15 protein-coding genes are annotated in these 14835 nt (G+C 71.3%); 5 read left to right on the top strand and 10 right to left on the bottom strand.

Features of this window, described 5'->3' with window-relative positions:
- Window positions 1-2 precede the first annotated feature (2 nt).
- Window positions 3-1484, top strand: coding sequence for a hypothetical protein (locus tag BJ998_RS14165; protein WP_184861923.1), 1482 nt, complete (start codon window positions 3-5; stop codon window positions 1482-1484).
- Window positions 1481-2383, top strand: coding sequence for a LysR family transcriptional regulator (locus BJ998_RS14170; RefSeq protein ID WP_184861925.1), 903 nt, complete (start codon window positions 1481-1483; stop codon window positions 2381-2383). The genes BJ998_RS14165 and BJ998_RS14170 overlap by 4 nt, the downstream gene beginning before the upstream one ends.
- On the opposite strand, the gene BJ998_RS14175 is transcribed toward BJ998_RS14170, so the two are convergent.
- From BJ998_RS14175 to folP, 6 genes are all read right to left on the bottom strand, one after another.
- Window positions 2358-3794 (bottom strand): leucyl aminopeptidase family protein, encoded by a 1437-nt coding sequence (locus BJ998_RS14175; protein WP_184861927.1) that lies wholly within the window; start codon window positions 3792-3794, stop codon window positions 2358-2360. The two genes, BJ998_RS14170 and BJ998_RS14175, sit on opposite strands and share 26 nt — an antisense overlap.
- A 79-nt stretch (window positions 3795-3873) precedes the next feature.
- Entirely contained in the window at window positions 3874-4041 is a 168-nt protein-coding gene (locus BJ998_RS14180) for a DUF3117 domain-containing protein (RefSeq protein ID WP_184861929.1), read from the bottom strand.
- A gap of 211 nt (window positions 4042-4252) precedes the next feature.
- Window positions 4253-4804, bottom strand: coding sequence for a DNA-3-methyladenine glycosylase I (locus tag BJ998_RS14185; RefSeq protein ID WP_184861931.1), 552 nt, complete (start codon window positions 4802-4804; stop codon window positions 4253-4255).
- Window positions 4801-5112 (bottom strand): DivIVA domain-containing protein, encoded by a 312-nt coding sequence (locus tag BJ998_RS14190; protein WP_184861933.1) that lies wholly within the window; start codon window positions 5110-5112, stop codon window positions 4801-4803. Before BJ998_RS14190 ends, BJ998_RS14185 begins: the two co-directional genes overlap by 4 nt.
- A complete protein-coding gene (locus BJ998_RS14195; protein ID WP_184861935.1) occupies window positions 5109-6083 on the bottom strand; it encodes a glucosyl-3-phosphoglycerate synthase in 975 nt (324 codons plus the stop codon). Before BJ998_RS14195 ends, BJ998_RS14190 begins: the two co-directional genes overlap by 4 nt.
- Window positions 6083-6961: a dihydropteroate synthase gene (gene folP, locus BJ998_RS14200; protein ID WP_184861937.1), complete on the bottom strand. Its 879-nt coding sequence runs from the start codon at window positions 6959-6961 to the stop codon at window positions 6083-6085. Before folP ends, BJ998_RS14195 begins: the two co-directional genes overlap by 1 nt.
- A gap of 345 nt (window positions 6962-7306) precedes the next feature.
- Here folP and BJ998_RS14205 point away from each other — a divergent pair, with 345 nt between their 5' ends.
- Window positions 7307-7609: a hypothetical protein gene (locus BJ998_RS14205; RefSeq protein WP_184861939.1), complete on the top strand. Its 303-nt coding sequence runs from the start codon at window positions 7307-7309 to the stop codon at window positions 7607-7609.
- A 138-nt stretch (window positions 7610-7747) separates the two neighbouring features.
- Window positions 7748-9250 carry a CocE/NonD family hydrolase gene (locus tag BJ998_RS14210; protein WP_312890104.1) on the top strand — a complete coding sequence of 501 codons (1503 nt, stop codon included), beginning with the start codon at window positions 7748-7750 and terminating at the stop codon, window positions 9248-9250.
- 47 nt (window positions 9251-9297) lie between these two features.
- Here BJ998_RS14210 and BJ998_RS14215 read toward each other — a convergent pair whose 3' ends face one another.
- The 4 genes from BJ998_RS14215 to dapE form a co-directional block, all read right to left on the bottom strand.
- Window positions 9298-10566 (bottom strand): S53 family peptidase, encoded by a 1269-nt coding sequence (locus BJ998_RS14215; RefSeq protein WP_221338006.1) that lies wholly within the window; start codon window positions 10564-10566, stop codon window positions 9298-9300.
- Between the two features lie 92 nt (window positions 10567-10658).
- Window positions 10659-11885, bottom strand: coding sequence for a S53 family peptidase (locus BJ998_RS14220; protein WP_184861942.1), 1227 nt, complete (start codon window positions 11883-11885; stop codon window positions 10659-10661).
- A 77-nt stretch (window positions 11886-11962) separates the two neighbouring features.
- Entirely contained in the window at window positions 11963-12727 is a 765-nt protein-coding gene (locus BJ998_RS14225) for an LOG family protein (protein WP_376775866.1), read from the bottom strand.
- Window positions 12727-13812: a succinyl-diaminopimelate desuccinylase gene (gene dapE / locus BJ998_RS14230; RefSeq protein WP_184861946.1), complete on the bottom strand. Its 1086-nt coding sequence runs from the start codon at window positions 13810-13812 to the stop codon at window positions 12727-12729. The genes BJ998_RS14225 and dapE overlap by 1 nt, the downstream gene beginning before the upstream one ends.
- Before the next feature lie 23 nt (window positions 13813-13835).
- On the opposite strand from dapE, the gene dapD reads away from it, so the two are divergent.
- On the top strand, window positions 13836-14753 hold the full coding sequence (dapD, locus tag BJ998_RS14235; protein ID WP_184861948.1) for a 2,3,4,5-tetrahydropyridine-2,6-dicarboxylate N-succinyltransferase: 918 nt from the start codon (window positions 13836-13838) through the stop codon (window positions 14751-14753).
- Window positions 14754-14835: the final 82 nt, after the last annotated feature.

Here is a 14835-nt window from a genome sequence, read left to right on the forward strand (position 1 = left end):
CGGTGTCACTCACGGTGCACGGGCCTGGGGGCCGTGCCGCGCTCCTGCTGTCGGTTGCCGCGCTGCTGCTGGGCGTGGCCGGTTGTTCGACGTCCCACGCGGGCAGCGCGAACGAGCCGACCCTGACCGTCGAGGGCAAGCAGGTCATCGACCCGGCGCGGCTGCAGGCCGAAGGGGAACGCGAGTTGGCCTACACGGTCGGCTTCGGCTACGTGTCGCCGTCCGGCACCGGGCTGCCCCGCTGCTGGTTCGCCGCGGTCGGACTCTCCGGCCAGGTGGACGGGCGGCTGTGGTGCGGCCCGGTGCAGGTGCCGGGCAGCCCGCCGACCAACGCGTGGGTGCCGATCGCGATGAAGAAGACCGGCGAGAACGCGAGCCAGATCCAGCTGGCGGTGCAGCCGCCCGACGTGCCGATCCCGGGCAACCGCAGCACGCCGGTCAGCGACACGCTGATCCGCGCCGACGGCACGACCACGAACCCGAAGGCCGTGGTCAACCGCACCGCGAGCGCCAACTTCGTCGCGGTGCTGGCCGACACCGAGCACAAGTCGAACGCCGAGCTGGGCCTCACCGACCAGGTGTCCGTCCGGGTGCACGACGACCTGCTCGCGGTGACCGCCACCGGCTACGGCCGGCCGAGCAGCTTCCCGATCGGCGACGGCGCGACCCTCGTCCCGGGCAAGGACATCGAGCTGCGGGTGCTGCGCCTGCACGTGGACCGTCCCGGCAAGACCGATCCGGCGTTCGGCGCGCAGCAGTGGGCCGGCTGGCGGCCGCAGCAGTCGACGTTGTCGCTGGTGGTCGAGGGCCGGCGGACCGTGCTGTCGCCGGACCGGCTGCCCGATTCCGGCGACGTGTTCCTGATCTACGCCGTGCCGGTGAAGCCGGATCCGGCGAAGTCGCTGGTCCTCGGCAGCGTCGGCGCGAACTCGCTGGAGCAGCAGGTGGACGTGCCCAGCGGCAAGCGGACCAGCCAGGCGCCGGACGCGCTGCTGACGGCGAGCGGCGTGAGCAAGGTGCCGGCCAACGCCAGCCAGAAGATCACCGTCAAGACGGCCGTGCCGTACGGCGGCGTGGCCGCCGGCGACCACGCCGCCGAGCTGGCCGTCACCGGCGTGCGGCTGGGCCGGCAGCGGCCGATCAAGCTGGACAGCGGCGACTACCAGCTCGTCACCGAGGCGGCCAAGGACAAGGCGCTGCTGGAGGTGGCGATCAAGGCCACCGGTCAGCTCCCGGCGATCATGGGCGGGCCGGTCACCAGGAACTCCTTCGCGCTGACGCTGCCGGACAACTCCAAGGCCAAGCTGGTCGGCGTCCGCTACGACGGCGATCTGCTGCCGGCCGCGCTGGTGTTCGAGGTGCCGGCGACCGTGAAGTCGGTGAAGATCGGGGTGAGCACCGGTTCCGTACAGGTCTCCGCCCTCGGCCGGGTGGACCTGACCGCCACCGGCGCGCCGATCGACCTGCCCCTGGACTTCGGATGACGCACGAGCAGCTGGCCGCGGGCCTGGCCCCCAGGCTCGCGCTGCTGCGGGCGCTCGCCGCCGAACAGCACGTCACCAGGGCCGCCGACCGGCTCGGCGTGCCGCAGCCGACGGTCAGCCGCTGGCTGGCCGCGCTGAGCGCGGAACTGGGCACGCCGGTGATCGTGCGCAACGGGCGCGGCGTGCGGCTGACCCGGGCCGGGCAGATCCTCGCCGAGGCCGCCGAGCAGGCGCTGGGCGTGCTGGAGACGGGCTGCCGGCGGGCCATCGGCGAGGCGGATCCGGAGCGTGGGCAGGTGGTGCTGGCGTTCCTGCACACCATGGGCGGCGTGCGGGTGCCCGAGTTGCTACGGGCGTTCCGCGCCCAGCATCCCGAGGTGCGCTTCGCCCTCGAACAGGCCGCGCACGAGGAGATGCTGGCCCGGGTCCGGGCCGGGGACGTCGATCTCGCGCTGACCGCGCCGCTGCCCGTCGACCAGCCCGACCTGGAGTGCCAGCCGCTGTACGAGCAGCCGCTGCTGCTGACCGTGCCCACCGGGCACCCACTCGCCGGCCGCCGCCGGGTGCGGCTGGCGGAGCTGGCCGACGAGCAGTTCGTCGGCATGAAGGCCGGCTACGGGCTGCGCCGCATCACCGACGGCCTGTGCGAGCAGGCCGGCTTCCTGCCCGTGCTGGCGTTCGAGGGCGAGGAGGTCGACACGGTGCGCGGGCTCGTCGCCGCCGGCCTCGGCGTCGCCCTGCTGCCACAGTCCGACACGGCGTTGAACGGCGTGGTCGAGCTCGCGCTCTCCCCTTCGGCCAGTCGCACCATCGGCCTCGTCTGGTCGGCGGCCGCGCCCCTGCCACCGGCGGCGGAGCTGTTCCGAGCTTTCGTCAGCGGTAGTTCTGAGCGAACCTGACCAAGGTTCGTGCCGCGAAGCCGGTGGCGCCGGGGACGACCTCGTCGTAGGTGGTCTCCGAGCGGGCCGGGCCGGCGATGTCGAGGTGCGCCCACGGCACGTCGCCCCGGAACTCCCGCAGGAACAGTGCGGCGGCGATCGCGCCGGGACCGCCGGGGGTCTGCTTGACGTCGGCGATCTCGCTGCGCACGGAGTCGGCGAGGTCCTCCAGCAGCGGCATCCGCCAGTGCGCCTCGCCGACCTGCTCGCCGGCGGTGATCAGCTGGGCGGCGAGCTCGTCGGAGGTGGCGAACAGGCCGCCGGTGCGCACGCCGAGGGAGACCTTCATCGCGCCGGTGAGGGTGGCGACGTCGACGAGCACGTCCGGGGAGTGCTTGCGCACGGCCCAGGTCATGGCGTCGGCCAGCACCATGCGGCCCTCGGCGTCGGTGTTGGCGACCTCGGTGGTCTTGCCGCCGTAGTGCCGCACGACGTCACCGGGCCGGTAGGCGGAGCCGGACACGTGGTTCTCCGCACACGGCACGAGACCGGTGACCCGAAGGGGCAGTTTCAGCGCGGCCACCGCAAGCAAGGCGGCGATGACGGCGGCCCCGCCGGCCATGTCGGTGCGCATGAGGTGCATGCCGTCGGCGGGCTTGATCGAGATACCGCCGGTGTCAAATGTGATGCCCTTGCCCACGAAAACCAGGTGTGGGGCTTTCGCGGAGCCACGTGGACGCCACGTCAACTCCACGAAGCGCGGCGGCCGGGAGGAACCGCCGCCGACGGCGAGCACGCCGCCGAAGCCCTGCTCGGCCAGCCACGCCTCGTCCCGCACCTCGGCGGTCAGCCCGGTGACGCCGGCGGCCAGCCGTGCGGCGGTGCCGACGAGCCAGGCCGGGTCCTTCACGTTGGACGGGGTGTTGGCGAGGTCACGGGTGAGCGCGGTCGCGGCGGCGAGCGTGACGGCCTCCGCGACGGCGTCGGCGACGGAAGCCGGTGTGACGAGCAGCACGGATTTGGTTCGGGCGGCCGGCGTGTCGCCGGTGACCTTGAACTTGTAGCCGCCCAGCGCCAGGCCCAGCGCGAAGGCGCCGGCCTGCTCGGCGGTCACGTTCTCGGGCAGCAGCACCTGGTAGCGGCCGACCTCACGCTCGTCGGCCGCCCGGACCAGCGCGGCGCCGGCGGACCGCCAGTCCCTCGCGGCGCCGTCGCCGACACCGACGAGCCAGTTGCGGCCGATCTGCCGCACCTCGCCGGTCTTGCCGGTCGGCTCGAACGTGGCCAGCGCGGCGTCGTCGAGACGGTCACGCCCCGGCCCGTAGTCGGGGCCGTCGGCGACCACCACCACGGCGGGGAGGCTGCGGTGCGGGGTCGCGGCGACCTCGATCGCGGGCAGCGGGGTGGGCACGGCAGGCGCCGTCGAGCGCACGGGAACCTCCAGCAGGGAAACGAATTCTGCCCCGGCTCCACGTGGGAAACCGGGGCTGGGAACACACGGGGCGGCAGCGTCAGTTCACGACGCCCTTGAGGGCATCGCCCAGTTCGCTCGCCTCCTCCGCCGACATCTCGACGACGAGGCGCCCACCACCTTCGAGGGGCACCCGCATCACGATGCCTCGCCCCTCCTTGGTGACCTCAAGGGGACCGTCGCCGGTCCTGGGCTTCATGGCCGCCATAGCGTGCTCCCTCCATCTGTCCAGCTCGGCCCGACCGCCTCCCAGCCTGTCGGGTCCCGTCCATTCTCCCCCATCCGTCATCGGGCGTGAAACCGAACCGATCTTTTCGGCCCCACGTCACCGACACCATCTTGGCAAGTCAGGCCCCCTGCCGCCGAGTCGGCACGCCGGTCGGCGGCGGGACGGTCCCGCGCCGGTCCCCTGTGGACGGTCAGCGGCGGGCCCGCCAGCAGGTGGCGACGTGGTCGTCGACCATGCCGGTCGCCTGCATCAGGGCATAGCAGGTGGTCGGGCCGATGAACACGAAGCCGAGCTTGCGCAACGCCTTGGCCATCGCCGTCGACTCGGGCGTGACCGCCGGCACGTCGGCCACGGTGCGCGGGCGGCGGCGCCGGCCGGTCGGCGCGAACGACCACAGCAGCTCGTCCAGCGGCTGGTCCAGACCGGTCACCACACCGGCGTTGCGGACCGCCGCGGTGATCTTCTGCCGGTTGCGCACGATGCCGGTGTCGGCCATCAGCCGCTCGACGTCGGCCTCGTCGAACGCGGCGACCTTCTTCGGGTCGAAGTGCTCGAACGCGGCCCGGAACGCCTCGCGCTTGCGCAGGATGGTCAGCCAGGACAGGCCCGACTGGAAGCCCTCCAGGGTGAGCCGCTCGAACATCTCGGGCACACCGCGCAGTTCGACGCCCCACTCCTCGTCGTGGTAGCGCTGGTAGTCCTCTGTGGAGTCACCCCACGGGCAGCGGACCAGCTCGGTCACCGCGCGTTCTCCTCCACCGACAGCCGCTCCTCCAGCTCGGCCACCCGGGCGCGCAGCTCGGTCACCTCGCGGCCGAGCCGGTCCAGTGCCCAGTCGACCTCGGACATCTTGTAGCCGCGGAACACCTGCTGGAACCGCAGGTCCTGGATGTCCTGCTCGGTGACCGCGTCGGCGGGCAGCCGCGTCGGCGACGCGCCCGGCGGCAGCGGGGCCAGTTCCTCGCCGCGGCCGAAGACCAGCGACGCGACCAGGAACACCACGCCGGCCACCACGGCCATCACGACGAGGTAGATGAGTACGGTGGTCACGGCATCGATCGTGGCACGTCCGGGGCCACCCGTGCACGGGGGTCGTCCGAAACCCGCCCGCCGGGCCCGCGCAGCGTCCGCATCGGCGGCCGGTCGGCGGTCGACACGGTGGTCGAATCCGGCAGCCATTCGCCGTCCACCTGCACGAACTGGGTCAGCACGGTGGCGTCGCCGACGTCCGTACCACATCTGGCCAGGGCCGTGCCGAGGATCTGGCTGGCCATCGCGCCCAGCTGCAGCAGTGATCGGTTCCGGTGCTTGCGCACGCCCAGATTCACCTGTGCCAGGCCGTCCAGCCCGTACGCCGCGTGCGTGTCGATCAACAACCCGATCTCCACGCCGTAGCCGGCGGCGAACGGCACCGACTCCAGAAGTTCGCGCGTGGCGGCGTACTCGCCGCCGAGCGGTTGCACCACGCCGGACAATTCCGGCCGTAGCGCGGCCAGCACCGGACGGGCCAGCAGCTCGGTCACGCGGCCGCCGCCGGTGCTCTCCAGCCGCAGCGGCCGCCGGTAGAAACCCTTGACCAGCTGCACTCCCGGCGCCGTCAGCAGCGGGCCGAGCAGTGCCGGCACGAACGCCGGGTCGGGGTCGACGAGGTCCGAGTCGAGGAAGACGACCACATCCCCGGCGGTCGCGGCGAGCGAGCGCCAGAGGACTTCTCCCTTGCCCGGTAACGGTTCCAGCTCGGGCAGCACGTCGGTGCGCAGCACCACCCGGGCGCCGGCGGCCCGGGCCGCCTCGACGGTCCGGTCGGTGGAACCGGAGTCGATCACGACGAGTTCGTCCACGAGCGAGCCCAGCAGCGGCCGAACGGCGGCCACCACACCGCCGACCGTCGCCTCCTCGTCGAGGGCCGGAAGCACCACGCTGACGGTGCGATCCCCCTTGGCGCGCACCAGTTCCGGCACCGTCCACGCGGGTTCCTGCCAGGTGCGGTCACGGAACCACCGCTCGGTGACAGGCAACATCAGGCGAGCGCCCGCAGCACCGCCGCCGGCGGTCGGGTGCCGGCGATGCTGGCGACCATCTCCAGCACCCGCCGGGTCTGCTTGACCTGGTGCGCGCGGAACACCCGCGCGCCGCCCCAGGCCGCGACGGCCGTGGCCGCAAGCGTGCCGTCGACCCGCTCCTCCAGCCCGACGCCGAGCGTCTCGCCGACGAAGTCCTTGTTGGACAACGCCATCAGCACCGGCCATCCGGTGCCGACGAGTTCGTCCACCCGGCGCAGCAGTTCCAGTCCGTGCCAGGTGTTCTTGCCGAAGTCGTGGGTGGGGTCGATGAGCACGCCGTCGGCCGGCACGCCCAGCGACACCATGCGCTCCGCGGCCGTGACGAGTTCCTCGACCACCGCGGCGACGACGTCTCGGTAGCGCGGGCGGAACGGGTCGGTGCGCGGCGGCAAGCCCCCGGTGTGCGAGCAGACGATGCCGACCTGGTGTTCCGCGGCGACCTCGGCCAGCTTCGGATCCGCGCCGGCCCAGGTGTCGTTGATCAGGTCCGCGCCCTCGCGGCAGACCTGCGCGGCGACCTCGTGCCGCCAGGTGTCCACACTGATCACGATGTCCGGGTGGCGCTCGCGGACCGCGGCGACGAACGGGACCACGCGGCGGGACTCCTCGGCCGCGTCCACGGTCTCGCCCTGGGAGCCGGCGCGCACGCCGCCGATGTCGATGATGTCCGCGCCGTCCGCGACGGCGGCGTCCACCGCGGCCATGGCGGCGTCCTCGGCGAAGGTGGCGCCGCGGTCGTAGAAGGAGTCGCGCGTCCGGTTGACGATGGCCATGACCAGCGCGCGGTCCGCGCCGACCTGCCTTGTTCCGAATCGCAACGGTCGCACAGCGGTCATCGTGCCACGACGCGCGGGCTCCACCTGTTCGGAGTAATGTCCATCACTGTTGCGGAAACAAACAAACGGGGTCGGCAACGCCGCAACCCTCCTGTATGCCACAGGCTCCCAAGGGCGGGCAAATCACGGCCGGATGATCATGATCCAGGAGGTCCCCCGGCCGGGTATTCCGTCCGAGTCCCTCACCCGCGCTTTTACCCGTTCGGTCTAGCAAATCGCCACCAGCGGGTGACACCGAGGACCGATTATTTGTCCACCCGAACGAGGGCACACCCCGTGACAGCGCCGTTTCCGGGGCTAGCCTCGGTCCGGCCGAGACGATCGACGAGCTGAAGGGGGCGCACCGTGGCCAGGAAGGCACTTGTCCTGACGGTGACCGCCACCGGAATGCCGACCATCGGGACATCGACATTCGCGGCGGCAGCGCCGGCGGACAAACCACTTTTCCACACGCCACTCGTTTCCAACGTGAATGTCCCCAGGCAGAACGTGGCGCCGACCGGCAATGTCAACGTCGGAAACGGAAACAACGCCGACCAGGGCAATGTCGACAGCAACGGAAACAGCAACGACGGTTCCGGGAACACGGTCGACGGAGGCAACTCCGGCGGCGTCGGAAATCGCCGAGGGATGACCTTCGGGGCATGACAAAGGGCGGTGTCACCGGCGCGGGCGGCGACACCGCCGTTCGGCCGTGACGCGCGTCACAGCCCATTGCTACTCCAGAGTAGGTCCAAGTTAACTGCCGAGTAGCCAAGTCGTGACCGAGGTCACTCTGGAGGGCAAGTGCGCAGGTCAATGGCGACTCTGCTGCTGGTGACGGCAACGATCCTGGGGCCGGCGGGCACGGCCGCCGCAGCCCCGACCGCCGGCTTCAGCACGAGCTATCAGGCGATCACCGGCGACGGCGGCACCACGCTGCACGCGTTCGTGGTCCGCCCGACCGGCCGCGGCGACGGGCCGTTCCCGCTCGTCGTGCTGCCGAGCAGCTGGGGCATCAACGACATCGAGTACGTGGGCGCCGCCGCGAAACTCGCGTACCAGTCGGGTTACGTGGTGGTCAGCTACACCGCCCGCGGCTTCTGGGACTCCGGCGGCCAGATCGAGGTGGCCGGCCCGGAGGACGTGGCCGACGCCAGCAAGGTGATCGACTGGGCGCTGGCCAACACGAACGCCGACCCGTCCCGCATCGGCATGGGCGGCATCTCCTACGGCGCCGGCATCAGCCTGCTCACGGCCGCCGCCGACCCGCGGATCCGGGCCGTGGTGTCGATGAGCGGCTGGACCGATCTGGCGGCATCGCTGTACCCGAACGAGACCGTCAGCTCGCAGGGCGTCGACCTGCTGCTGGCGGCCGGGCACCTGACCGGCCGCCCCGGCAAGGACCTCCAGGAGGCGGAGCGCGACTACCTGGCCGGCGACTTCGCCGACGTGCTGCCGATCGCGCCGCCGCGCTCGGCCGCAACCAAGATCGACGCCATCAACCGGCACGGCACCGCCGTGATGATGGCGAACGCCTGGGAGGACTCGCTGTTCCCGCCCAGCCAGCTCGTCGACTTCTACGGCAAGCTGACAGGCCCCAAGCGGCTCATGCTCACGCCCGGCGACCACGCGACGCCCGAGGTGTTCGGCGCGGCCGGACTGCCCAACGAGGTGTGGGACGCGACGGACCGCTGGTTCGACCACTACCTGCTCGGCGTGGACAACGGAATCGACCGCGAGCAGCCGATCCAGGTGAAGGCGGCCAACGGCGGCGGCTGGCAGGGCTCCGACGCTTGGCCCTGGCAGCAGCAGACGATTCCCTTGCCGGAGAACAGTTTTCACGCCGGCGTCGACACGGTCGCGAACAGCGGCACCGTGTTCGTGAGCGGCATCCTGCAGGGCTATCTGGGCATTCCCACCGGCGTCTCGGTCCCGCTGGTGTCCCGGTCCGCGGCGGCCGTGTGGTCGGGTCCGGTGGCGGGCAAGGGTTTTGAGGTGGACGGCGCGCCGCACGCCCGGCTGGCCGTCACGCCGAGCGCCGCCGACACGACGCTGTTCGCGTACCTCTACGACGTGGGGCCGCTCGGTCTCGGGTCGCTGATCACGCACAAGCCGTACTCGCTGCTCGGCGCGACTCCGGGCGTGGCAAGGACAATCGACCTCGGGCTGGAGCCCATCGCCTGGAACGTCCCGGCGGGGCACCATCTCGCGCTGGTCGTCGACACCGTCGACCCGCGCTACCTGACGTCCAGCAAGCCCGGCAGCACGGTCGCGCTGTCCGGCACGCTGACGGTTCCGGTGAACTAGGAACTCGGAAGGCGGGGGCCCCGGCGCGGGAGCCCCCGCCTTCTGGCCTACCTGAGCGCCTTCACCAGCGCCGGCACGAACTTCGAGGCGTCGAGCGTGCCCCAGCCGGACACGATGTCGAAGCCGGCCGCCGCGGTGTAGCCGGGGACGGCGCCGTAGCTGTTGTCACCGCTGGTCACGTCGACGATGCCGGACTTGGCCGCCTTCGGGCCGAGCTTGCCGTACAGCACCGGGTTGATCTGGCCGAGCCGGTGGCCGCCGTTGGCCTGCACGGCCAGCGCCAGCACGCCCGCGAACAGCGGCGCGGACTCGGAGGTGCCGGAGATGCCCTCCATGCTGATGTCCGGGAAGGAACGGAACTTGCTGCCGGTGATGGACTTCACCGAGTTCTGCCAGCTCGGGCGGGCGTAGGTCTTGGAGACGCCACCGCCGGACCGCGGCCACAGCACGTCGGGCGAGGTGCGGTTGCCGTTGGCGTCCATGCTGAGGATCGTGCCGCCGAGCGAGGTCACGTTCGGGTCCGACGCCGGCCAGCTGGCCACCCGGTACGGGAACGTGCCGTCGCCGATGAGCACCGGGTTGGTGGCGCCGTAGTCGCCGGAGGAGGCGACCAGCGTGATGCCGGCCTTGCTGGCCCGCTCCAGCGCCGGGTCGAGGGTCTTCACCGAGTCGATCGACGGGAAGGTGTCCTCGGCCGTGCCGAAGCTCATCGAGATGACGTCGGCGAGCTTGTGCTTGGCCACGTAGTCGACCGCGGCCATCATCTCCGGCAGGCCGGTGAAGCCCTGGGTCTCGGCGATCGGGGTCGCGATGATCACGATCTTGGCGGCCGGCGCCATGGTGTGGAACATGGCCACGTCCAGGTCGGTCTCGCCGCCCCAGCTCTGGCAGGTCGCGGTGTCCACGCCCGAGTCGGTGCAGCCCGGCACCGCGCCGGCCGGCGTGATCACCGAGATGTCGGCCGGCGGCAGGCCGTAGCGCTGGTCGTAGGCGTCCATCACGGCCTTGATGTCGGCGTCCCCGTAGGACACCAGCGTGGCCACCGTCGAACCGGCGCCGGTCAGGCCCTGGTTCCACAGCGCCGGCGTGTTGTACGCCTTGGCCAGTCGCGGCAGCGACGCCGTCGCCGCGGCCAGGCGGTCCACCTTCTGCTGGACCGTCGCCGCGCCGACGAAGGACGACGCCGCCGCGCTGAACACGTGATGCGCCTGCTGAGCAGCCTTCGGCTGCGTGCTCGCCGCCGCCGGCACCGCCGCCACGGCGGTCGCGGCTAACGCCGCCCCCACCACCACAGCCGCCAGAGATCTACCGCTCATCATCACTCCTAGTCACCATTTTGAGACGCGGAACGGACCATTCCTCAACTCCGAGTAGAGGAATGGTCCGTTCCCAAACTGTGCGGTTACGTTCAGCGAAGGGCCGCCACGAGGGACGGGACGAACTTGGCGGCGTCGATGGTGCCCCAGCCGGACACGATGTCGAAGCCCTTGGCCGCGGCGAAGCCGGTGACCCCGTTGAAGGTGTTGTTGCCGCTGGTCACGTCCACGACACCGGCCAGCTTGCCGGTGTAGAGGGCGGTGTTGACCTGCCCCAGCCGGCCGCCCTTGGCCTGCGCGGCCAGCGCCAGCACGGCGGCGAACAGCGGCGAGGACTCGGAGGTGCCGCTGGTGCCCTCCATGGTGATGTCGGGGAAGGACCGCTTGGTGCTCTTGGTGATCCCCGAGACGCTGTCCTGCCAGCTCGGCCGGTTGTACACCTTGGACAGGCCGCCGCCGGAGTCCGGCCACAGCGTGGTGTTCGGCACGTTGCGCACCGAGTTCGTCCCGCCGACGGCGGTCACGTTCGGGTCGGACGCCGGCCAGCTCGCGGTGCGAGTCGTGAAGTAGCCGCCGGACTTCTTGTGGTTGGTGGCGCCGGAGTCGCCGGAGGAGGCCAGCAGCGTGACGCCGGCGGCGCTGGCGCGCTCGAACGCCGGGTCGAGGCCGGTGATCTGGCTGTTGGAGTCGAAGTTGTCCTCGGCCGTGCCGAAGCTCATCGAGATGATGTCGGCGACCTTGTTGGTGGTCATGTAGTCGACGGCCCGCATCATCTCGGGCAGGCCGTCGATGCCCTCGGTCTCGGCGACCGGCGTGGCCGCCACGACGATCTTCGCGCCCGGCGCCAGGGTGTGGATCATCTCCACGTCCAGGTCGGTCTCGCCGCCCCAGGCCTGGCAGGTCGCGGTGTCCACACCGGCGTCGTGGCAGCCGGGCACGTGCCCGACCGGGGCGATCACCTGCACGTTGGCCTTGGGCAGGCCGTTGCGCTGGTCGTAGTCGTCGATGACGGCCTGGATGTCGGCGTCGCCGTAGGACACCAGCGTCGCCACCGTGATGCCGGCGCCGTTGGTTCCCTTGTCCCACAAGGGCTTCACGTCGTACGCGGCGGCCAGCCGGGGCAGCGCGGCGAGCGCCGTCTCCATCCGCTGGACCTTCTGCGCCACGGTGTCGGCGCCGACGAAGGACGCCGCCGCGGCACTGAACGTGTGGTGGCTGGGCGCGGGCGCGGCACCGGCGGGCGCGGCGGCGACGCCGCCCAGCGCCAGCGCGGCCCCGACCACCAGCACGCCCGCGGACTTGACCGTTCGTCGCCCCATGACTTTCCTCCTGCTCAGCCGACCCCGCCCATTCAAGGGGGTGGCGCGTGCCGGCCGTCAGGTCCGAAAGTTGGGAATTAGTGGACCTGTTCCCATGCCCGATAGGCGTCCTGGACCACCCGAACGGCGTCATCGATGTCGTCCGTCAGATGTAGCAGCTCCATGTCCTTGGCCCCCACCTTTCCACCGCCTTCCACCGAATCGTGTAGCCAGTCGTAGAGACCCTGCCAGTAGGACCGTCCGAACAGGACGACCGGGAACTTGGTGACCTTCTTGGTCTGCACCAGGGTCAGCGCCTCGAACAGCTCGTCCAGCGTGCCGAAGCCGCCGGGCAGGCAGATGAAGGCCTGGGCGTACTTGATGAACATGGTCTTGCGGGCGAAGAAGTAGCGGAAGTTCACCCCGAGGTCCACCCACGGGTTCAGGCCCTGCTCGAACGGAAGCTCGATGCCCAGCCCGACGGAGTAGCCGCCCGCCTCGGACGCGCCGCGGTTGACCGCCTCCATCGCGCCCGGCCCGCCGCCGGTGATCACCGCGAAGCCGGCCTCGGCCAGCGCGCCGCCGAGCTTGCGGCCGATCTCGTACTCGGGGTGGTCCTGCTTGGTGCGGGCGGAGCCGAACACCGTGACCGCCTTGGGCAGCTCGGCCAGCGCGCCGAAGCCCTCCACGAACTCGGCCTGGATGCGTAGCACCCGCCACGGGTCGGTGTGCACCCAGTCGGACGGGCCGCGGGAGTCCAGCAGCCGCTGGTCGGTGGTGGTGGACTCGCTGGAGCGGTCCCGGCGCAGCGTCACGGGGCCGCGCTGCCGTTCCTTCGGCGGCTGCTCCTGGTTCTCGTTCATCATGAAACCCTACTCAGGAAGCGACGCAGCACCTGCTCGCACCGCACGATGTGGGCCGCGGGCACGTTCTCCTGCTGGGTGTGGGCCAGGGTGGGGTCGCCGGGTCCGAAGTTGACGGCCGGAATGCCCAGCGCCGCGAACCGGGCCACGTCCGTCCAGCCCAGCTTGGCCACCGGCGTGCCGCCCGCGGCCTCGACGAGCTCACGGGCCGTCGGCGCGGACAGACCCGGCAACGCGCCCTCGGCCGAGTCGACAACCGTCAGGTCGTAGCCCTCGAAAAGCACCCGGAGGTGATCGGCCGCCTGCTCGGCCGTGCGGTCCGGGGCGAAGCGGTGGTTGATCGTCAGCACGCACTCGTCCGGCACCACGTTGCCCGCGACGCCGCCGGTGATCTTCACGGCCTGCAGGCCCTCGCGGTAGTGGCAGCCGTCGATGTCCACGTGGCGCGGCTCGTACTGGTCCAGCTTGTGCAGGGCTCCCGCCATCGCGTGGATCGCGTTCTCCCCCATCCACGCGCGGGCCGTGTGCGCGCGGATTCCCTTGGTACGCAACTCGATCCGCAGCGTCCCCTGGCAGCCGGCCTCGATCACCCCGTTCGACGGCTCGCCGACGATCGCCAGGTCGCCCTGGAGCCACTCGGGAAGCTCCCGCTCGATCCGCCCCAGCCCGTTGCGGGCGGCGTCGATCTCCTCGCAGTCGTAGAAGATGAAGGTGAGGTCGTGCACCGGCTCGGCGATGGTCGCGGCCAGGTGCAGGAAGACGGCGTCGCCGCCCTTCATGTCGACGGTGCCGCAGCCGTGCAGCACGAGGTCGTCCCGTGTTCCCGTACGGCGCAGCGGCAGGTTGTCGTTGATCGGCACGGTGTCGAGGTGGCCGGCCAGCACCACCCGGGACGGGCGGCCGAGGTTCGTGCGGGCCAGAACCGTGTTCCCGGACACGGCGAGCTCCAGGTGCGGCGCCTGCTCGGCCAGCGCCGCTTTGACGGCCCTGGCCAGCGCTTCCTCGTCGCCGGAGACGCTCGGCACGTCCACCAGCGCGGCGGTCAGCTCGACGGGATCGGCGGTCAGGTCCAGGCTTGTCGTCACGACCGGCACGTTACCGTTGTGCCGTGACCACCAGCGCTTACGGCACCGGCCTCGCCACCATCGCCGCCGACGGAACCGTCCTGGACACCTGGTACCCGTCGCCGACCCTCGGGTCCCCCGCCGCGGACAAGCCCGACTTCGCCGACCTCGTCGGCGAGGACAAGGCCCGTGGCGTGCAGGTCGTCGTGGTCGACACCGCGATCGAGGACCTGTCCGCCGCGCCGGTCGACACCCACGACGTGTACCTGCGGCTACACCTGCTCTCGCACCGGCTGGTCCAGCCGCACGGGCTCAACCTGGACGGCATCTTCGGCAAGCTGGCCAACGTCGTGTGGACCAACTTCGGGCCGTGCGCCGTCGCCGACTTCGAGGCCACGCGCCTGCGGCTGCGTTCGCGCGGCCCCGTCACCGTGTACGGCGTGGACAAGTTCCCGCGCATGGTCGACTACGTGCTGCCCGCCGGCGTTCGCATCGCCGACGCCGACCGGGTCCGGCTCGGCGCGCACCTGGCCGCCGGCACCACCGTCATGCACGAGGGTTTCGTCAACTACAACGCCGGCACCCTCGGCACCTCCATGGTCGAGGGCCGGATCTCCGCCGGTGTTGTCGTCGGCGACGGCTCGGACGTCGGCGGCGGCGCGTCGATCATGGGCACGCTGTCCGGCGGCGGCAAGGAGGTCGTCAGCCTCGGCGAGCGCTGCCTGATCGGCGCCAACGCCGGCATCGGCATCCCGCTCGGCGACGACTGCGTGGTGGAGGCGGGCCTCTACGTCACCGCCGGCACCAAGGTCACGCTGCCGGACGGCACCGTCGTCAAGGCCCTTGAGCTGTCGGGTCAGTCGAATCTGCTGTTCATCCGCAACTCGGCCAACGGCGTCGTCGAGGTTCGGCCCCGCAAGGGCCAGGGCATCGAGCTCAACGCCGCCCTCCACGCCAACTGACCTTGTCACTTTCCTCGTTAGGAACGGACCATTCCTAAACTCCGAGTAGAGGAATGGTCCGTTCCGAACGCTGGGGCCGGCC

It is taken from the genome of Kutzneria kofuensis, from assembly GCF_014203355.1.
Lineage (GTDB): Bacteria > Actinomycetota > Actinomycetes > Mycobacteriales > Pseudonocardiaceae > Kutzneria > Kutzneria kofuensis.